21 protein-coding genes and 2 pseudogenes are annotated in these 19,316 nt (G+C 48.2%); 15 read left to right on the top strand and 8 right to left on the bottom strand.

What is annotated here, in order from left to right:
• Positions 1 to 88: 88 nt before the first annotated feature.
• A complete protein-coding gene (istA, locus tag O3276_RS18850; protein WP_269672693.1) occupies positions 89 to 1,627 on the top strand; it encodes an IS21 family transposase in 1,539 nt (512 codons plus the stop codon).
• 34 nt (positions 1,628 to 1,661) lie between these two features.
• Positions 1,662 to 2,417 carry an IS21-like element helper ATPase IstB gene (gene istB / locus O3276_RS18845; protein ID WP_269672692.1) on the top strand — a complete coding sequence of 252 codons (756 nt, stop codon included), beginning with the start codon at positions 1,662 to 1,664 and terminating at the stop codon, positions 2,415 to 2,417.
• A 24-nt stretch (positions 2,418 to 2,441) separates the two neighbouring features.
• On the opposite strand, the gene O3276_RS18840 is transcribed toward istB, so the two are convergent.
• From O3276_RS18840 to O3276_RS18830, 3 genes are all read right to left on the bottom strand, one after another.
• On the bottom strand, positions 2,442 to 4,421 hold the full coding sequence (locus O3276_RS18840) for a protein kinase domain-containing protein (RefSeq protein ID WP_269672691.1): 1,980 nt from the start codon (positions 4,419 to 4,421) through the stop codon (positions 2,442 to 2,444).
• Positions 4,363 to 5,421 carry a nuclease-related domain-containing protein gene (locus O3276_RS18835; RefSeq protein WP_269672690.1) on the bottom strand — a complete coding sequence of 353 codons (1,059 nt, stop codon included), beginning with the start codon at positions 5,419 to 5,421 and terminating at the stop codon, positions 4,363 to 4,365. Before O3276_RS18835 ends, O3276_RS18840 begins: the two co-directional genes overlap by 59 nt.
• A 73-nt stretch (positions 5,422 to 5,494) precedes the next feature.
• Positions 5,495 to 5,656, bottom strand: coding sequence for a hypothetical protein (locus O3276_RS18830; protein WP_269672689.1), 162 nt, complete (start codon positions 5,654 to 5,656; stop codon positions 5,495 to 5,497).
• A 217-nt stretch (positions 5,657 to 5,873) separates the two neighbouring features.
• Here O3276_RS18830 and O3276_RS18825 point away from each other — a divergent pair.
• Positions 5,874 to 6,209, top strand: a pseudogene (locus O3276_RS18825) (transposase); the annotation flags it as partial.
• Here the strand turns inward: O3276_RS18825 and O3276_RS18820 are convergent.
• Positions 6,203 to 7,102, bottom strand: a complete 900-nt coding sequence (locus O3276_RS18820) for a LysR family transcriptional regulator (RefSeq protein WP_269672688.1) — start codon at positions 7,100 to 7,102, stop codon at positions 6,203 to 6,205. The pseudogene O3276_RS18825 and the gene O3276_RS18820 overlap by 7 nt on opposite strands.
• A 92-nt stretch (positions 7,103 to 7,194) precedes the next feature.
• Between O3276_RS18820 and O3276_RS25885 the strand changes: the two genes are divergently transcribed.
• The 9 genes from O3276_RS25885 to O3276_RS18780 all read left to right on the top strand — a co-directional run bounded on the left by O3276_RS25885 (position 7,195) and on the right by O3276_RS18780 (position 12,838).
• Positions 7,195 to 7,842 (top strand): acyl-CoA dehydrogenase family protein, encoded by a 648-nt coding sequence (locus O3276_RS25885; RefSeq protein WP_442876535.1) that lies wholly within the window; start codon positions 7,195 to 7,197, stop codon positions 7,840 to 7,842.
• A gap of 5 nt (positions 7,843 to 7,847) precedes the next feature.
• Complete coding sequence (locus O3276_RS25880; RefSeq protein ID WP_442876534.1) at positions 7,848 to 8,405, top strand: acyl-CoA dehydrogenase family protein; 558 nt, start codon at positions 7,848 to 7,850, stop codon at positions 8,403 to 8,405.
• A 28-nt stretch (positions 8,406 to 8,433) separates the two neighbouring features.
• Positions 8,434 to 9,255: an SDR family oxidoreductase gene (locus O3276_RS18810; RefSeq protein ID WP_269672687.1), complete on the top strand. Its 822-nt coding sequence runs from the start codon at positions 8,434 to 8,436 to the stop codon at positions 9,253 to 9,255.
• Positions 9,252 to 10,328, top strand: coding sequence for a phosphotransferase family protein (locus O3276_RS18805; protein WP_269672686.1), 1,077 nt, complete (start codon positions 9,252 to 9,254; stop codon positions 10,326 to 10,328). Before O3276_RS18810 ends, O3276_RS18805 begins: the two co-directional genes overlap by 4 nt.
• An 18-nt stretch (positions 10,329 to 10,346) precedes the next feature.
• Complete coding sequence (locus O3276_RS18800; protein ID WP_269672685.1) at positions 10,347 to 10,802, top strand: phosphoglycerate mutase family protein; 456 nt, start codon at positions 10,347 to 10,349, stop codon at positions 10,800 to 10,802.
• Complete coding sequence (locus tag O3276_RS18795; protein ID WP_269672684.1) at positions 10,739 to 11,059, top strand: histidine phosphatase family protein; 321 nt, start codon at positions 10,739 to 10,741, stop codon at positions 11,057 to 11,059. The genes O3276_RS18800 and O3276_RS18795 overlap by 64 nt, the downstream gene beginning before the upstream one ends.
• Before the next feature lie 20 nt (positions 11,060 to 11,079).
• Positions 11,080 to 11,862, top strand: coding sequence for an SDR family oxidoreductase (locus tag O3276_RS18790; RefSeq protein WP_269672683.1), 783 nt, complete (start codon positions 11,080 to 11,082; stop codon positions 11,860 to 11,862).
• Between the two features lie 137 nt (positions 11,863 to 11,999).
• Entirely contained in the window at positions 12,000 to 12,470 is a 471-nt protein-coding gene (locus tag O3276_RS18785; protein WP_269672682.1) for a NanQ anomerase/TabA/YiaL family protein, read from the top strand.
• 2 nt (positions 12,471 to 12,472) lie between these two features.
• A complete protein-coding gene (locus O3276_RS18780; RefSeq protein WP_269672681.1) occupies positions 12,473 to 12,838 on the top strand; it encodes a hypothetical protein in 366 nt (121 codons plus the stop codon).
• Between the two features lie 90 nt (positions 12,839 to 12,928).
• On the opposite strand, the gene O3276_RS18775 is transcribed toward O3276_RS18780, so the two are convergent.
• From O3276_RS18775 to O3276_RS18760, 4 genes are all read right to left on the bottom strand, one after another.
• Positions 12,929 to 13,576: a hypothetical protein gene (locus tag O3276_RS18775; RefSeq protein WP_269672680.1), complete on the bottom strand. Its 648-nt coding sequence runs from the start codon at positions 13,574 to 13,576 to the stop codon at positions 12,929 to 12,931.
• A gap of 224 nt (positions 13,577 to 13,800) precedes the next feature.
• A complete protein-coding gene (locus O3276_RS18770; RefSeq protein ID WP_269672679.1) occupies positions 13,801 to 14,493 on the bottom strand; it encodes an SDR family oxidoreductase in 693 nt (230 codons plus the stop codon).
• Between the two features lie 114 nt (positions 14,494 to 14,607).
• Positions 14,608 to 15,309: an IclR family transcriptional regulator gene (locus O3276_RS18765; RefSeq protein ID WP_269672678.1), complete on the bottom strand. Its 702-nt coding sequence runs from the start codon at positions 15,307 to 15,309 to the stop codon at positions 14,608 to 14,610.
• A gap of 143 nt (positions 15,310 to 15,452) precedes the next feature.
• Positions 15,453 to 16,412, bottom strand: coding sequence for a sulfotransferase domain-containing protein (locus O3276_RS18760; protein WP_269672677.1), 960 nt, complete (start codon positions 16,410 to 16,412; stop codon positions 15,453 to 15,455).
• A 303-nt stretch (positions 16,413 to 16,715) separates the two neighbouring features.
• Here O3276_RS18760 and tenA point away from each other — a divergent pair, with 303 nt between their 5' ends.
• From tenA to O3276_RS18745, 3 genes and pseudogenes are all read left to right on the top strand, one after another.
• Positions 16,716 to 17,411 (top strand): thiaminase II, encoded by a 696-nt coding sequence (gene tenA / locus O3276_RS18755; RefSeq protein ID WP_269672676.1) that lies wholly within the window; start codon positions 16,716 to 16,718, stop codon positions 17,409 to 17,411.
• Positions 17,412 to 17,479: 68 nt separating this feature from the next.
• On the top strand, positions 17,480 to 17,785 hold the full coding sequence (locus tag O3276_RS18750; RefSeq protein WP_269672675.1) for a hypothetical protein: 306 nt from the start codon (positions 17,480 to 17,482) through the stop codon (positions 17,783 to 17,785).
• Between the two features lie 241 nt (positions 17,786 to 18,026).
• Positions 18,027 to 19,278, top strand: a pseudogene (locus O3276_RS18745) (ISL3 family transposase).
• Positions 19,279 to 19,316: the final 38 nt, after the last annotated feature.

The raw sequence follows: 19,316 nt of genomic DNA, 5'->3' as shown, positions 1-19,316 counted from the left end.
GCCACCCTTTTCCTGCCAGCGGCGCAGTCTATTTCAATAACCGTTACCCTCGTTCTTGGGCCCCTTTCAAGGATGACGGGATAGCACCATGAAGAGACTGACCATGCGCAAAATTCGTGAAGTTTTCAGACTCAAATTTGAGCACAACCTCAGTGAGCGAAAAATTGCCCAAAGCTGCAATATCTCCCGCTCAACCGTTAAAGATTATCTGGCCCGATTTTCGGTTTCTGAGCTGTCCTGGCCACTGCCTGACTCCATTGATGAGCACATGCTGGAGCAGCAATTGTTCCCCGCCAAACCATCACCACGCAGCAACAGGCAGGCACAGCCTGACTGGAGTCAAATTCATCAGGAGCTGCGACATCCCGGTGTGACCCTGATACTGCTCTGGCAGAACTACAAAGCCTGTCACCCGGATGGTTATCAGTACAGCTGGTTCAGTGACCAATATCGTTCATGGAAGAACCAGGTAGATGTGGTCATGCGGCAAAACCATATTGCCGGAGATAAGCTCTTTATTGACTATGCCGGTCAAACGATGCCTGTCGTTGATCAGTACACTGGCGAAGTACGACAGACACAGATTTTTATCGCCACACTGGGAGCCTCCAGCTACACCTATGCTGAAGCCACCTGGAGCCAATCGCTTCCGGACTGGGTGGGCTCACATGTTCGTGCCTTTGACTATTTTGGAGGTACTCCCAACACACTGGTTCCCGATAATTTAAAATCAGGTGTGAAACAGCCCCATCGGTATGAACCGGTGATCAACCCTACCTATCAGGACCTGGCCGAGCATTACCGGGTAGCCGTTGTACCCGCCCGGGTCAGAAAACCACAGGATAAGGCCAAGGTTGAATCTGCCGTACAGGTGGTCGAACGCTGGATACTGGCCAGACTGCGTGACCAGACATTCTTTACCCTGTCGGCACTGAACAAGGCGATTCGCAGCCTGCTGGATGACCTGAACAGCAAACCGTTCCAGAAATTACAGGGTAGTCGTCGTTCACTATTTGAGGAGCTGGACAAACCGGCACTCAAGCCTTTACCTGCAGAGCGTTATCAATACGCTGATTGGAAAGAGGTCCGGGTACACATTGACTATCATGTGGCAGTAGAGGGCCATTATTACTCCGTGCCTTACCAGCTGGCCAAAAAGCAACTCTCTGTGCGCTTCACCCAGAATACGGTTGAGTGCTTTTATCAGGGTAAACGGGTCGCCAGTCATCAGCGGTTGTACCAAAAAGGCCGGTATAGCACTCAGCCTGAACACATGCCGGAAAAGCACAGACAACATGCCGAGTGGACACCGGAAAGACTCCAGAACTGGGCCGCCCAAACAGGTCCTGAAACAGAAGCAGTGATACGACGAATCCTCTCAGACCGCCGCTATCCGCAACAAGGCTATCGCAGCTGCCTTGGCATCATGAGGCTGGGAAAAAGTTATGGTGGTAACCGGCTTGAAAACGCCTGTCGTCGTGCATTGTATACTGATGCCTGTTCCTACCGCAGTCTTGAATCAATCCTGAAGCACAACCTGGATCAACAGCCGCTGCCGCAACTGGAACCGGAAACTGCATTGCCGGATAATCATGAGAACCTCCGTGGCTCTGACTACTTCAACTAATCCATCACGAATAATAGAGAAAGGAACCAGAACCATGTTATTGAATCCAACATTAGAAAAACTGCAAACGCTGAAACTATCCGGCATGTATGAAGCACTTAATGAGCAATTGAACAGTCCAGACATAGAACAAATGTCGTTTGAAGAACGGTTTGGGCTAATGGTTGATCGGGAAATAACTTTTCGTGATGACCGTCGCTTGAAAACCCGTTTAAAAAATGCACGACTAAGACAGCATGCCTGCATGGAAGATATTGACTTCCGCCACCCTCGCGGTCTCAAGCGAGAGCAGTTCCAACAGTTACTGGGCAGTAGCTGGATAAAGGATCATCAAAACGTCATTATCACCGGACCAACCGGGGTTGGTAAAACCTGGTTGGCCTGTGCCCTGGCTCAGAAAGCCTGCCGTGATGGTTATACAGTCCAGTACCAGAGACTGCCAAGACTGCTTCAGGACCTGAGCCTTGCCCGTGCTGATGGTCGTTACCTGAAGATCATGACGACGCTGGCCAAAACCGACTTACTCCTTCTGGATGACTGGGGGCTGGCCCCCTTAAACGAGAGTCAGAGGCGAGACTTGCTGGAGCTGGTTGAAGACCGGCACAACCTCAAGAGCACCTTGATTACCAGCCAGATGCCGGTTGATCACTGGCATGAACTGATCGGTGATCCGACACTGGCAGATGCGATTCTGGACCGGCTGATTCATAACGCTCACCGCATCCCTTTAAAGGGTGAGTCACTGCGCAAGAAACAAGCAAAACTGGCGAAGTCCGAACCTACGTCCTAAGCTGCAAACCGATGCGTCGCTGCGCTACGATGGGGGTGGCCGAATGTTTCCGGAATGGGTGGCCGGATACTTCCGGAATCGGTGGCCGAATGTTAGTGGAATGGGTGGCCGAATACTCCGGAATGCGCAATCAAGAATACGTTTTAGCGCATTTTTCCTCTTTTTGTAGGAAGACCTGTCCATTTTTGTCCGGAAATAGACAGTATCCCCATCACTGAGCGCTTTAGCTTTAGGAGTGGCTTTTTTGAGATGAACTTCACTGCTCTTGGATTTTTTCAGATTGACGTCACCAATCCATATATCCTCATGCTCTTCATTGAGGATCAGGGCTTCAACTTCATCACCATTTCTGAATTTTTCCAACCCCTCTGACACTTCCGGTACATATGGCAAGGCAAGTTTAGAGCCATCGCTCTTAGGTTCAAAGGTGTCTCCTGACACTTCAATGAATGGCAACGCCATTGTTTCAGTATCAAGGACGGCCTTCCATAAATCGGAGGTGTGGAATGTCGTGCTTTCTGGATCTGAATCATCAAAACGGCTGCTGCCGTGTTCTTGGTCATATTCTGAACTGTTCAGATCGGATAAAAACAACTCTGCCAGACCACCTTTGACAATATCGCTGGTATCGTCAAAATCTTCTGGCTCAGCATCAGGCTTCAGTTTTGCAGAAACAATCTTGGCAAAACCTTCAAAGTCCCCGATCCTTTTGTTGAGGTCTGCCAGATCATATCGGTAGCTATCGACAACTCGTACAGCAAACGGCAGTTCTATATCACTGGTATCGATATCCTTTCTACTGATCGAATCTCTGTTTCTTGGCGGAAAACCTACAACAAACGCCTCTTCTTGGGGTTTATAAATCAAAGAAACTGAGCCGCCTATTCCCGTCAGCAACACACGGGCATCATTTGGATCTTTATTGCTTGGTTCAATGTTAACGAAGAGTTGACCGTTATCCGGATAGATGGTGATGTCTTCGCTGACCTTTTTCAGGCCGATTTCAATGATTTCAATATTTTCATCTACTGAAGATGCATCAGGATGCAATGCCTCAACAAAGCGCTCAAGGCTCTTGAAACCAGCATCTAAATCTTCGTTTTCTCTGTAAACAGCAGCACTGATCTCAGAAAATAACTCTGACTCCTGCCCCCATTCAATGCCCAGCAGTTCACAGGTCATCCTCATTACTGCGAAATTATCTCGCACCTGTGCGGTACAACCGTCAATATTTTCAGGGCTGTAACGATGATTAAAGGATTCTTCTCCAAAGACGCTGAAGTCGGGAAGATCAAGAAGCTTAACCTGAGGGTTTTCAGGGTTTGTGATCAACAGGTTCTCGGGGTGAAGATCGCCGTGGTACAGGTTTAACCCGTGCAGATGAGTTATGGCTGAGATTAGGTTATTGATCAGTAATTTTTTCTGCTCTTCAGAGTAAATTGCTGCTGCAATTTCCCAGGTATCGCCTTCTATAAATTCAGTCACTAAAAACAGACTGCCAGAACGTGCCGACAGGCCAAAGTCATAGATCTCAGGTAAATATTCTGGAGAGAGGCTTTTGAGAGAAGTGAGAGTATTGCAAAAATGCAGGGAACGATAACCTTGTTCAGGGTCTTTGCTAGTAGGTCTAACATTTGTCCAGGCTTTCACCAGTTGATGATCCGACCGGTAAATCTCCTTGGTATCAGTCTCCTTCAGAAGCTCATCTTCTTGATATTGTCGCTCCAATTTGAATGGTTTCTGAAAAGGTTCCAATTCAGAAATATCGAATTCAAATTCACTCGTGTCGTAGGGCTCCTGCTCTTTCAACAAAGCAAAAAGTTCACCGGCATCCTTACAGCTCTGGTGACACAGTACATCCAGAAATATATCCTTATACCAGGCTTCAGACGCTTTGACTGTCTTATCCAATTCTTTAAGGCTTTCAGGAGATATTCGACGACCTTCAAGAATGCAAGTCTGCAAACTTGGCAACCAGTAGCTTAACAATGCTGAATCGGGCATTTTCAGATAGTGGCTCAGAAAACCTTCCTATAAACTCATTCAACCGTTGATGGCTTGGCGGAAGCTCATACAACTCACAATACTCAGAAGGGATATTGCCTTCATGGGAGGAGCCGGGCAGCGCACGGAGACAATAGTTATACAGCTCAGGTTTTTGGTGTTTGATCAGACTCAGAACATCTCGTTCACGACGGACAATATGTTGCCTGCCTTCTGGCGTTTTTGCTGCCTGATTGTCTATCTTGTTAAAATCCCAAACTCGCAGTAGAGCCTCTTCCTCCTTTCTGTCCTCTAAGACAGATCGGTATTCTTTATAAATTGCAGACGGATGTTTGAATATACTCTCAACAGCTTTGTAGCCGTTGACATACAGGTGCTTGGGAGCAATATTTCCTTCGCTGAAAATCTTGTCAAAAACAGCGGTGTCCGCACGAAGCTCTGCATCAGGGTGTGGCCTGAAACGTTTATTAAATTTCCCCCTGTCCTTGTAAGAGAGAAACTCTTCCAGTGACAACGTATGTTGTAGTTCTGCTTCAGGGAGCTGTGAAAAGTCTGCGTCTCCCGTCATTACAACAAGGTGGTGCATGATCGGTATGCGACCCGATGAAAATTTATTTTTATATTTTCTCAGTTTATTTTGCAGCAAGTAGAGCTTACGCTGTGTGACATCTACCGGCGAGTTAGCTATTTCTTGACCGTTTTTACTCCACTTCCCTTTATTGGCTGTAATTTTGCCATGATTCCAATCCTTTAATTCGATAACCAGAACATTACAGTGAGTGACGATAACCAGATCAAACTCGCCATCCTTTCCTTTGGAGCCAGTAAACCGGAATCCTGCGTATCCCTTCCATGGGAACATACTATCTGGTGAAACACCCAATTTTGACCCTAGCTGCTGGGCGGCTATGTTGTGCTTAAGGGTTGAAAGCGATTTATTGGGATAATCGTATGAATTAAATAGCTTACTGGAGTGCAAGAAGGGCATGAAAATGAGCATTTTAGACTCTTAACAGCCTAATAGTGTTGTTTTTAATGACCAGAACCAACAGCTAATTGGTACCATATTATCTTCAACCTTTAAGCACAACATAGCCCTGCTGGGCTATGGAGCCACCTGATTGCCCCTTGCTTTGCTTTTTTCCTGCTTTTTTGGGTTGAAAATGCTTTTGTATTTTTTCAATGGCAGCAATTTCTTGCTGCTGAAGGCCTTCATGCCAGAGTATTACTTCCATTAATTTTCTTTCTCTTTCTATTCAAAAATAGGCTCTTTCGGGGTAACTGTGGGTAGAAATATACAAATCTGAAGAGAAAAGCACCAGCAGCTGATTTCTGATAAGTTTTGATTTTCAGATAAAACAAGAAGAAACGCCGCTGATGCTGATAAAAACTATCCTCAATAAAGTCTGTAAACTCAAGTCATTTGGTTACCAGGATGTAAAACTCGGCCTCTATCTTCTCTGGGAAGAGTTTCAAGTATTCTGGGACTATATTTCACCCAATTGGGCAGGAAAATATCTGGACCGATGGTGCACTCGAGTAATGCGATCAAAGATAGAGCCAATGAAGAAAGTTGCCAAAACAGTTCGACGACATAAGCCACTTATCCTGAATTGGTTCAAAGCAAAAAAAGCATTTTCCAGCGGCATTGTTGAAGGGCTGAATACCAAGATAAAACTTACTACGAGAAAATTGTACGGTTTCAGAACTTACAGGTGTGCTGAAATCGCTTTATATCATGTACCTGGCAGGCTACCCGAACCAGAATTAGCTCACAGATTTTACTGACGAGGCTCATTTAATAGCCCTCTGAGCCATTGCAGTGAGGGCGATGCACTTCTGATGGAGTACCAGTAAAGATAGGCACTGACCGATGGCAGTTCATAGGGCAGTGGAAGAATTTGCAGTCCCATATCCTGAGACAATTGTTGAGCGTAATCCTGCGGCAGGGTCAGCAATAAGTCTGAGCAGGAAGCCACCTGACAGCCTACCTGGTAGTTCCTCAAACGAAGGGCAATTGAGCGTCGTTTTTCCAGGCTGGCTAATTGCTGGTCTTCATAACCAGGCCCATCGCGACGGGATGACACCAGAATGTGTTTCTCTTTCAAATACTCTTCCATGGTCAGCTGATTGGTGATGCGGCTGTGATTTTTTCGGGCAACGACAACCATCGGGGTTTTCTGCAGCAAGGTATATTCGATTTGGCGGCCCACCGGCAGAAGCACGTCAATGGCAAGGTCAATACTGCCTGCTCTTAACTCCTTTTCCACATGGTGACGATCAAGTTTCACACTATGGATCGAGATGCCTGGAGCCTGCTGCTGTAATGCCATCATTAATGGTGGCAGCACAACGGTTTCCATGGCCTTATGAATGGCCAGAGTAAATGACAACTTACTGGTGGCTGGAACAAAGTCATCTCTCGGTGCCAGCACGCGCTCCAGGTTGCCAAGGACAGTGCGCAATTCCGGTAAAATTTCCCGGGTGTATGAAGAAGGCTGAAGGCCCCGTCCTTCACGGATAAACAGTGGATCGTCCAACTGGTCCCGAAGCCGGTTTAAGGCGTGGCTGACGGCAGGTTGAGTAAGGTTGAGCCGTCCTGCGGCACCGGTAATTGAGCCGGCAACGGCAATGGCTTCGAGCACTCTCAGAAGATTAAGGTCAAGTCTTGATATATGCATAATATTTATAGTTATTCATCAAAACTATTCATTTGATCGTGATTATCATCTACAGCAGCATAGAGGGCAATAACAATAACAGTGAGGCTTTCATGGATTTTTCCCACTCCGCCAAAGCGCAGGATTTTCTCAAGCGCACTCAGGCATTCATGAACGACAAAGTACTGCCAGCAGAAGAAGCGTATCATCAGGCGTTATCCACCTCCGCAGACCACTCTGAGTGGCAACAACCGGAAATCGTTGAAGAGTTAAAAAGACAGGCTCGCAGTGCAGGGCTCTGGAATATGTTTCTTCCCTGTGATGAATGGGGTGCAGGGCTTACCAATACGGAGTATGCACCTATTGCCGAGGCCACTGGCTGGAGCTTGATGTCACCAGAGGTCTTTAACTGTAATGCGCCGGATACCGGCAATGCTGAAGTGCTCTGGAAATACGGCAGTGAGGAGCAAAAAGAGCAATGGCTTAAACCGTTGCTGGCCGGGGAAATTCGTTCTGCGTTCTGTATGACCGAACCAGAGGTTGCATCAAGCGATGCAACCAATATGGGTGCCACCTGTGTCGTTGAGGGTGATGAGATAGTATTGAATGGTCGTAAGTGGTGGAGCAGCGGGATAGGCCACCCTAACTGCAAGTTCGTTATCTTTATGGGCATTTCCAACCCTGATGCCGATCGACATCACCGTCATGCTATGGTGCTGGTGCCTTTGGCTACGCCTGGTATCAAATCGAGCGCATGTTAAGTGTTATGGGTGACTACGATGCTCCGTTTGGTCATGGTGAAGTGTCGTTTACTGATGTACGGTTACCGCTGTCTGCCTTTATTGGTGGCCCGGGCCGGGGGTTTGAAATTGCCCAGGGACGTCTCGGGCCGGGTCGTATCCATCATTGCATGCGTTTGATTGGCTCTGCAGAAAAAGCACTCAAACTGTTGTGTGAGCGGGGCCTGAGCCGCAAGGCGTTTGGTAAGCCTTTGGTGAAGTTGAATGGCAATCCTGATGTGATTGCCAATGCCCGCATCGGTATTGAACAGGCCCGGTTGCTCACTCTGAAAGCGGCATGGCTCATGGATACAAAAGGCATTATGGGCGCAATGAGTGAAGTGTCCCAGATCAAGGTGGTGGCCCCCAACGTTGCCCAGCAGGTGGTTGATGCGGCTATTCAGATGCACGGCGGTGGTGGTCTTTCCGATGATTTCCCGTTAACCCGTATGCTGGCAATGGCAAGGGTGCTGCGTTTAGCGGATGGGCCAGATGAAGTGCATCGTGGGTTGATTGCCAAATTTGAACTGATGAAGTATCGATAACACGAAAAATAATAAACAGGATCAAGGCATGTCGTCTATAAAAACAATAATTGTGACCGGCGGTGCCAGCGGGCTTGGCCGTGCAACCTGTGAGCGCTTTGCCCGTGCAGGTTATTCGGTTTGTGTCGCTGATATCAATCAGGAGCCAGGCAATAAAACGGTCGAAGCCCTGAAAGCCCTGGGTGCCGATGCCTATTTCACCCGCTGTGATGTCACCAGTGACCAGGATGTAGAAGCCATGATTGCCAGCGCCATGCAGCGCTGGGGCAATATCGGTGTGCTGGTGAATAATGCCGGTGTGGCAGCCGGTGGTCGTATCGAAACGTCCTCCATGGAAGATTGGCAGTGGATCCTGGACATTAACCTGCTGGGTGTTGCCAGAGGTTGTAAAACCATTACGCCACTGTTTAAGCAGCAGCGCTGTGGCCATATTGTCAATATTGCTTCGCTGGCCGGTTTGGTGAATGCGCCGATGATGTCCAGCTATAACGCCACCAAAAGTGCAGTGGTAGGCCTGTCAGAAACCATCAGGATCGAGTTGGAACCTTTTGGTATTCATACGTCAGTGGTTTGCCCGGGATTTTTTCAGACCAACCTTGCCGAGTCTTTTCGATCCGGTGATGCTGAAATGAAAAAGGTGGTGGATAAGCTACTGGCCAGTTCCAACATCACCGCTGAAGATGTGGCCAATGATATCTTCAATGCGGTTCAGAATAAGACATTTTATGTCTTGCCCCATCGCGAGGGGCGCATACTGTGGCGCATCAAGCGTTACCTGCCATCGCTGTTCAAAGCACTGGTGAGCAAAGGATATAAGAAGAATTTAAAAAAACAGGGTGTGAAGCTATGACCACTGAAAGTGCAGGATTTGTTGATCAGCCGGGAACGGTTCGATCCGGAGAGGAGCTGGATAGGGTGGCACTGGATGCCTATCTGAATAGGATGTTTCCTGATATTGCCGGTGAGCTTAAGGTTGAGCAATACCCCGGCGGTGCTTCCAATCTGACTTACCTGATTTCCAAAGGCGAGAAAGAATGGATTCTCAGACGCCCGCCTTTTGGTGTAAAAGCGGCTTCTGCCCATGATATGAGTCGTGAATATCGTGTGATGTCTGCTTTGCAGGATCATTACCCGGTACCCAAAATGGTGGCCTTTTGTGAAGAACAGAGTGTTCTGGGGTGTGATTTCTATTTGATGGAGCGCCTGAATGGCATTATTCCACGCAATAATCTGCCAAAAGGGATGGCGCTATCGGAGCAGGAAGGTCGACAGTTGTGTATCAATGTTCTGCAAAAGTTCAGTGAATTGCACAACATCGATATTGAAAAAGCCGGTCTGAGCAGTCTGGGTAAAGGCTCCGGATACGTGCAACGTCAGGTCGACGGCTGGAGTGGCCGTTATCGTAAGGCGATCACCGACAATGTGCCCGACTTTGAACAAGTGATGAGCTGGCTCGACAGTAAGCAACCTGAAGATGCTGGCACCTGTCTGATTCACAATGACTTCCGGTTCGACAATGTGGTCTTGAACCCGGACAACCCAACTGAAGTTATTGGTGTGCTGGACTGGGAGATGTGCACACTGGGTGACCCATTGATGGATCTGGGTAATAGCCTTGCCTACTGGATCGAAGCGGATGATGAACCACAAATGCAAATGTTCCGCCGTCAGCCAACGAATATTGCGGGTATGCTGACGCGCAAAGAAGTGGTCGATTGGTACTGTGAGCAGAATAATATTGAACTGAAGACGTTTGATTTCTACGAAGTTTACGGCTTATTCCGGCTGGCAGTGATTATGCAGCAGATATACTACCGCTTTCACCATGGCCAGACCAGGGATCAACGTTTTGCCATGTTTCCTATGGCGATAGCGTATCTGGAGCAACGCTGCCTGCGGTTGATCAGCCAGTCATCACTCTAGCCCCGGATAAAAAGAGCAATGGCTACCATTTATTTAACTCGACACGGTCAGGCATCATTTGGGCAGCACGACTATGACTGTCTTTCCCCGCTGGGTGAACGTCAGGCTGTTATTACTGGCGAGTGGTTGGCACAAACACTGGGCAAGTCATTTCAATTGTCAGGCTCCGGCACCTTGCTGCGACAACAGCAGACGCTGGCTGGTATCCATAAAGGGATGTCGAAAAGCGGGTACCGTTCGTTGTGCGCGGATATCACCTTTCCCGGACTGGATGAGCTGGATTCCGCTGACTTGATGCTGGCGGCGAACCCCGATTTTACTGATCGGGCACAAATGGACCTGGCTTTTGCCCGGCGACTAATCCCAAGCAGGCTTTTTTTGACGCCTATCGTGCGGCACTGTTTCGCTGGATGTCTGGTGATTATGACAATGAATACCAGGAGTCCTGGCATACCTTTAAATCCCGGACGATAGAGGTACTTTATCAGTCGACCCGTCAGATGGCACAAAATGATTCCGCTGTGCTGGTCAGCTCAGGTGGCGTGATCTCCGTGATTATACTGCAACTGTTGAACTGCCCGGATACTGAGATGTTTCGTATTAACCGACAGATTCACAATACATCCATTACAGCTATCTCTGAGCGCAACGGTAAGCTGAGCCTGCATGGTTTCAACAATTATTCACACCTTGAAGTAAAAGGTGAAAAAGCGTTGCTCACCCGCATATAAAAACAATAAAGAGACTTCTTATGACAACCAACGAACCCCAAAAAGATCTGTTCAACCTGAAAGGAAAAATCGCCTTGGTGACTGGTGCCAGCCGGGGCATTGGTGAAGCTATTGCCAGACTGCTGGCAGAACAGGGTGCCCATGTGATTGTTTCCAGCCGCAAGTTGGATAGCAGTGAAGCCGTTTGTAGCAGTATTCGTGACAGCGGCGGCTCTGCCGAAGCTATCCCCTGTCATATCGGTGATATGGATCAGATCACCGCCCTGTTTGAGACGATCAAGGCAAAACATGGTCAGCTGGATATTCTGGTCAATAATGCAGCAGCCAACCCTTACTTCGGTCATATTCTTGATACTGATCTGGCGGCCTTTCAAAAGACAGTAGATGTTAATATTCGTGGCTACTTCTTTATGTGCGCAGAGGCCGGAAAAATCATGCGCAAAAATGACGGTGGTAATATTGTTAATGTTGCCTCTGTCAATGGTGTTGTGCCTGGGCATATGCAGGGTATCTACTCGGTTACCAAAGCAGCGGTTATCTCCATGACCAAAGCCTTTGCCAAAGAGTGTGCCGGGCTGAATATCCGGGTAAACGCCTTATTGCCGGGTTTGACCGAAACAAAGTTTGCCTCAGCACTGACGGGCAATCCGGCAATTCTGAAACAGGCATTGACGCATATTCCCATGAATCGCAGCGCCGCACCTGAAGAAATGGCGGGAACTGTTCTTTACCTGGTGTCTGACGCTTCCAGTTACACAACGGGTGCCTGCATAAATGTGGATGGCGGGTATTTAACCGTTTAAATCTTCTGTTTTCTCTCTGGCAGGATAAGTAGCTGGCTCAACTTCTAACAAAACCAGTTTGAGCTGCTTCTCTTTCCTGAGCAGGCACTTTATGATTAGCCTTTCTAACGCTGCCTGTGTAGTAAAAGAGGTATAAAGTGTTTAAAGGCAACCTGTCTGAGCTGAGTAACTATCAGCACCTGCCGACTAAGCTGTTGAATGTCATCGAGCATGTGAAACAGCGCACTTATGATTCTGTCAAAAATGGGCATTATCCTATCGAAGGCGATAAAGTCTTTTTCTTTGTCGTTGATGACAATACCCAACTACTCAGTGAACGACGCTCTGAATGCCATCGTAAATACGTTGACGTACAAATCCTGCTTGCCGGTGAAGAGCGTTACGGTTATAGCCTGCAACCATTCCAAAGTATTGCTGAAGACCTGCTCGACGCCAAAGATATCGCCTTTAGTGAAGATATTATTGAAGAGCAATTTGCCAACCTGAACGAACAGGATTTTATCATCTTCAATGTGGCTCAACCGCACCGTCCATTGGTCGCTATCAATGAGCCAATGCCAGTGCGCAAAGCAATTATTAAAGTGGCCAACGATTGGCTGGAGGCGTAACCGTGAATACACTAAGTTGGAATGACAGCAATATTCCCCACCAAATTACCCTGGAAAATAAAGGTCAACATACGTGTATCGAAATGCGTATTGTCAAAGACATTGAACCGGAAGTGATTCATTTAAGCGTTGACTGGCCACTGGAAATACTGGCTGAAGCCTGGCAGGGCGCGGCAATGCCAGTATCAGAAGCTTATGATGATGGCGATCTTTACTCACAGGTTCGAGTGCTATTTAACCTGGAAAATGGCTGCGTGATCTGGCTGGTAAACCATATCAAAATGCCTTCTGGCAAGAAAATGTCAGCCGATCGTCTGGCATGGGTTCCGGCGATGCATGGCAAAGACGGCAAACTGATTGCGATCTAATCAATCACACTGTAAGTGCGTAAAACCGGGCCAGGTGCCCGGTTTTGTGTTTTTGAACGACGGAAGTTAAACGATAAGAAAGCCATCGATTTATTCCCCGGCAAGTTGAGCAATTAAATATTGGATACACAGTGCAGGGCTGGTCAGCACTTTATGCTGCAATGCTTCAGGTAAACGCTTGACCGCTGGTGCCATCGAAGCTTGCGCCAATACAATAGAGTCGTCCTCACGGCAATGTTGCCCGATATAGTCAGCAATCGTCTGCTGATAACGCTCTGAACAACCATCAAGATAGTGTTGCCAGGCATCGTCAATCACCTGTACCTTAGCCAGTTGTTGAATGTCTGCCTGATACTCCGCCAGCAAATTCATGGTTGGCTCAATCGTTGTTTTTAGGGCAGCAAGCACAGTAATTCCATTGGTCTGGCTGGCCGCCAATGCCATAGGTCGATCGACGCGTATCACCTGTGCACTCCTGGTTTTTGCACTTTCCGCCAGGTGACCAATACTCGAACAGGTACAGATAATCCACTCCGCCCCCTGTTCTTCAAGATTCAGTATGTTCTGTTCGACCTGTTTTGCCAGGGTATCATCCAGGCCAACGCTGCTGGCGTACTGCAATAACTCTGGGGCATTACAGTGGATAACATCAGCGATCTCAGTTAACTGGCTCTCTCGAATACAGGCATCAAATAAGGTTTGATTGGCTGTTAAAGTATGTAAAAACGCAACTTTCACGTTTCAGGGGCTCCTTTAAAAACTGCGATAACCGGGCGGATGTATGAATAAAACTAACGCAAAAGACACGGAAAGTAGAGAGGTAACTGGCTTTTCCTGTCGAAGGTTCCTGATTAATAAAAAGGCCGACATTAACTGTCGGCCTTTTTAGGTCTCCCGTCGTGAAAGCTGTCAACTCAGCAGTGTTAGCTTAAACAGGAAATGGTGCCAGGTTGTGGAGCAGATCACCACTCGACGCTGGAACCATCGAATACACGAAAGCTGCCGGATTCTTCCAGGGTCAGGCTTTCAGTGACCTTGATAATACCGGCAACACTCTGCTCTGCGGGGAACGTGGCATCCTTACCGCCCATATCGGTTTGTACCCAGCCCGGATGAATGGCCAGGGTTTTCACCTGCTGGTTGCGCAGGTTTTGTGCCGCCGATACCAGAATCTGGTTCAAGGCTGCTTTTGATGCACGATAACTGTACATATTGCCGGAGCTATTATCCCCCAGACTGGCAACCCGGGTAGAAATACCGACAATGGTCTTATGTTCACTGGCCGCCACATTGTCCTGCAGCGCCTGAATAAGCAGTGCCGGAGCAACGGTGTTGATGGTGAGCACTTCCAGCCATTTCGCCTGGGTCATCTCACCCAGTGTCGCGCAGTCTGACCCCAGTACACCGGCGTTGAGGATAAGGTGATCGATAGCCTGACCATTCAGGCTGGTAGCCAGGGCATTGATATCTGACTCTTTGGTCACATCCAGCGGTAATACCTGGACAGTAGCGTGCGCAGTCGCCAGTTCATTCAGTGCACTTGCTGACTGTGGTGAACGACAAGTTGCCAATACCTGCCAGCCTTTCGACGCATACTGGCGGACAAACTCCAGACCCAGACCACGATTGGCACCGGTAATCAAAACAACAGACATAAGCAGTTCCTGAGATTCAATGAAACTGTTAAGTGTATGCGCTGATAAGGACAAAAAGGTGGAAGCTGCCAAGAAAGTGCACAAGATTCGACATTATCAAATCAAGTACCTCTACTATTTAGTGGTCAGAAACCGAAGGGCAAAATGCATCAGGCGAGCCCTGGTTAACTCCCCGGCACCGCCGCTGATCCCGGCAACGGCAACAAACTCCCCGTTCAGGTAGAGGGGGATGGCGAGACAGTTTAATCCGGCCTGCGCCTCTTCCAGATCCAGGGCATAGTGATGTTGTGCTACCCACTGGAGTTCCTTTTCCAGCGCCCCGGGGACTTGTCCCAGCAGGCGCAGACGACGCAGTAATTCATGGTCAAACGCGAGAAACACCTTGCCGATCGCCGATGTGGTCAAACCTTCACGTTTGCCACGAGGGCTGCGAATGGTCAGTGAATGGCCGCCTTCAACCGCATCAAGGTAGAGATATTCCTGGGCACCACTGGGCACGGCCAGATAGGCGGTGTTATCTGTGAGCTGTGCCATTTTCATCAGCAAGGCACTGAAATGCCGTCGAATGGCTTCGTCTTTTTGCTCCAGTGGTCTGGACAACTCACGAAATCTCAGCCCCAGGGAATAACCTTGTTTGCTGCGCAAGACATACCCCAGCTCGCTCATGGTCGCCAGCAGGCCATGAACCGTGGTCTTGTTCAGCTCAACCGCCTCACTGACCTGCTGCAGAGTTAATGGCCCGGGATGTTGGGACAGGGCCTCAAGAATGGCGAAACTTCGCTCAACCGATTGAATTCGTTTTGGCTCTTTGTACATCAGAGTTTCCTGATCCTTTTTCAGGCATTGTCCATCGGTGACGCGGAAGGATAAATATGGTCAGCAGTGAACGTCTTACGGGGGAATTATATACGACAAGGTGGGGCATAATCCGCCACCTGTTGTGGCTTTGAAAACAACCCTTACTTTTGTTGAAAACGCAGCAGTGAACCGCCTGCTTTTTGGTTGTGCTCGTTAATCTCATGGGCTGTCAGTCTTTTCCATGCTTTCGTCGTTAACATGTCTGGCGGTAAGGTCAGGTAGGGGCTTTCTTCATTACCGGCCTGTACCTTGGTAACATGGTGATTAGTAAAGTTCTCCCACTCTCTGACTACATGCTGATAAAGCCGGGTATCAAACTGATTGCGCCCGATTAAAATGGACTTAAGGTGTTCTGGCGGAGATTTTTCATCATAGAGCTTATTGCCCGTCACCTGAAAGCGGGCAGAAGCCACTTTTTCCTCACCATACAGACGAGCAACCACTGACGTCACTGAGTCGACAGCTTCTGTCGGTGCTACCAGTAGAAATTCGTCGTTTATTCTTTGGGTGGCTGCACGATAAGTGTCTTCTGTGCATTCACCATCCATATGATCTTTCCCGGCGATCAGCCGGGTTTGTAAATTATCAATCATGATAGAACCGGCATAAGTTTCAACATCCTCTTTGGCAAGGTAACCCCGTTGATAATCAAAATTAATGGAGGACACGGCTCTTGCTACCGGCTCCCGAACTAATGAGATATATCGTCCCTGTAAACCACCTTCCTCTATCAGGCCCGTGGGCATATGGCCACTGATAAATCGGGGTGAATGTTGTGCTTTAAGGTTTTCAAGCACTTCCGGAGAGGGATAACCGCCCATTCCACCGGGCTTGAAAAGATTGGGGAACACCTCTTGCCGCATAACGGAGCAGCGATGATTAAATACGCTGCCTGAATCAGCACTGATGGCTTTCATCAGACAGGCAATGTTGGTGCCCCCGGTTTTCGGCGTATGGATAAAAACAATATCCTCTTGTCCTGCATTTCTTATTTCATCGGAGACATGCACGGGTTTAAGCATGGTAATCGTTGATGAAGCGTAAGACATGTTGGTTTGCATTATTCATTCACCTCGTGTGGCAAGACGCTGCAGCACTGCAAAATTGGCGGTATGGCTCTGAAGAACCGGGAAAGTAAGCGGCTGAACAGCGGATTTCAGATCATCTGATTAGTTTGATCGTATTCACTGCAAAAATGTTCCTTAACTTTTTCATGCTGACACTCTGTTCCATCAGACTTTTACCTCAGTGCTGATTGATTGTGTGTTGCCAGTCAGAGTCACCGACACGGTTAAGGGTATAAATGTGCAACCGGGCAACGTTGAGCTATGATGCGGATCAATAATGATGCCCGGAGTCCAGCTATGAGCTCAGATACCTTGTTCCTTAACGATGAAAACACCCTCTACGGGCGCATGAAAACAGCCTGCCAGGAGGACTGGCATAACTACTGCCATCACCCGTTTGTCCTGGGGATGGCCGACGGATCGCTGCCAATTGCCTCTTTTCGCCACTATCTTCAGCAGGATTATCTGTTCCTGATTCACTTTGCCAGGGCTTACTCACTGGCGGTTTACAAATCGGATAACCTGGAAGATATGCGTTCTGCATCGGAGTCCGTAAGCGGTATCCTGGGCGAAATGACGCTGCATCTGGCCTATTGTCGGGAGTGGGGGCTGACAGAGAAGGATGTAGTCAGCCTGCCGGAAGCCCGGGCCAATATGGCATACACCCGTTATGTGCTGGAGCGGGGAATGGCCGGTGATATTCTTGATCTTTACACGGCGTTATCGCCCTGCGCGGTGGGTTATGCGGAAATCGGGTATCGTTTAAAGAATGATCCGGATACGCTTAAAGAGGGCAACCCTTACTGGGCCTGGATAGAAACTTACGGGGGGGAAGAATTTCTTGGCGGTGCCAGAAAGCAGGTCGAACAGCTGGAGCAGCTGGCCAGGTCCCGTTACAACGCCACCCGAATGGATGCTCTCTGTCAGACTTTCCGGGAAGCGACCCGCCTGGAAATCGGCTTCTGGCAGATGGGTATGGACTGCTCATTCTAACGTCCGTTGGCAGTTCGCCATTCTCTGCTATCCTGAGGTCTCGAACAACAACTCATAAAGGTAAGCTTGTGAATCTTGAATCGAGAGTTGAGAAACTGGAGATGGGGCAGGAAGCACTGGATCACACTTTTCGAGACTTGGTGAAAGTTGTCAGTGCAACCCATGAAGTGGTTGCCCTTGTTCTCAAAGAGCAGCAGGATACCCGCAGAGAACTGAATGAGTTCAAGGGAGAGGTCAATGCTCAGTTCCGACAGATTGATCAGCGCTTTGATCAACAGGACAAACGCTTTGATCAGCAAGATAGACGTTTCGACAAGATTGAAGAAATTCTGATACAGATTATTGGTCGTCTTCCCGATCAGCCTGCTATTTAAATCTGATCTTGTTTCCGGAGCTTTGAGGGTGTCGCTAAAGCCCTCACCACCAAGTCATCCAGCCACTACCGGGTGTGCTGGAAATCGCCGATGACGATATGCACCATTTCCGGCACACAAACAAAAAAGGCTCTTCAGGGATAACTGTGGGTAGAAATCAACAAATTTGAAAAAAAAAGCACCAGCGGCTGATTTCAGGTATGTTTTTATTTGCAGACAAAAACAAGAAGAAACGCCGCTGATGCTGATAAAAACTATCCTCAATAAAGTTCATAAACTCAAGTCATTTGTTTATCAGGATGTAAAACTCGGTCTCTATCAAGGCTCTGAAGTATTCAATGTCATCGTGGTCCCACGCAAGAACGGCCATGCTATTTGCTCAGGATGTCAGCAACCAGCTCCGGGCTATGACCGTCTTGCTGAACGTCGTTTCGAGTTTGTCCCTCTCTGGGGAATCAGGGTTTTTCTGCTCTACAAAATGCGTAGGGTTGAATGCAAGACATGTGGCGTAAAGGTTGAGCAGGTTCCATGGGCTGAAGGCAAGAAGGAACTCACCAAAGTTTACATGCAGTTTCTGGCAAACTGGGCTAGAAAGCTCTCCTGGAAGGAGGTCGCCCGTACTTTCAATACCTCGTGGGAGAAGGTCTTCCATGCTGTTGAGTATGTGGTTGAGTGGGGCAAGAAGCATCGTTCACTTGATAATATCAAGGCCATTGGTGTTGATGAGGTGGCGTATCAGATCGGCCATAAATACTTGACTGTTGTCTACCAATTGATCGCGACTGTACACGGCTACTATGGGTTGGTCAGGAGCGTACCGAAGCTACGATTCGCAGCTTCTTCGCTTTCCTGGGTACACAGCGTAGCCAGCGGTTGGAGTATGTCTGTTCTGATATGTGGCAACCCTACGTAAAAGCGATTGCGGTGTTTGCCAGCCAAGCATTACATATTCTGGATCGCTTTCATATCGTTGCCATGCTGAATAAGGCCATTGATGAAGTCAGGGCCACGGAACACAAACAGCTTCAGGCAGATGGTTATGAACCGGTGCTGAAAAAAACACGCTGGTGTCTGCTCAAGCGAAAAGAGAACCTGACCGAGAAAGAAGAGATCAAGCTGAACACAGTGCTTCAGACAACCTCAAAAGTGTCAGAGCCTATCTTCTCAGAGAAGAGTTCCAAGTGTTCTGGGACTACATTTCACCACACTGGGCAGGAAAATACCTGGACCGGTGGTGTACAAGAGTGATGCGATCAAAGATAGAACCGATGAAGAAAGTTGCTAAAACTGTTCGACGACACAAGCCACTTATCCTGAACTGGTTCAAGGCGAAAAAGGCGTATTCCAGCGGTATCGTTGAGGGTCTGAACACCAAGATAAAACTCACTACGAGAAAATCATACGGTTTCAGAACCTACAGATGTGCGGAAATTGCGTTATATCATGCGCTTGGCAAGTTACCTGAACCGGAAATGACCCACAGATTTTACTGACGAGGCACAAAAAAAAACCCAGTTGATTGTTCAACTGG

This window comes from Endozoicomonas sp. GU-1, from assembly GCF_027366395.1.
Taxonomy (GTDB): Bacteria; Pseudomonadota; Gammaproteobacteria; order Pseudomonadales; family Endozoicomonadaceae; genus Endozoicomonas.
The sequence above is the reverse complement of the archived record's forward strand: the minus strand, read 5'-3'. Positions and strand labels throughout refer to the sequence as shown.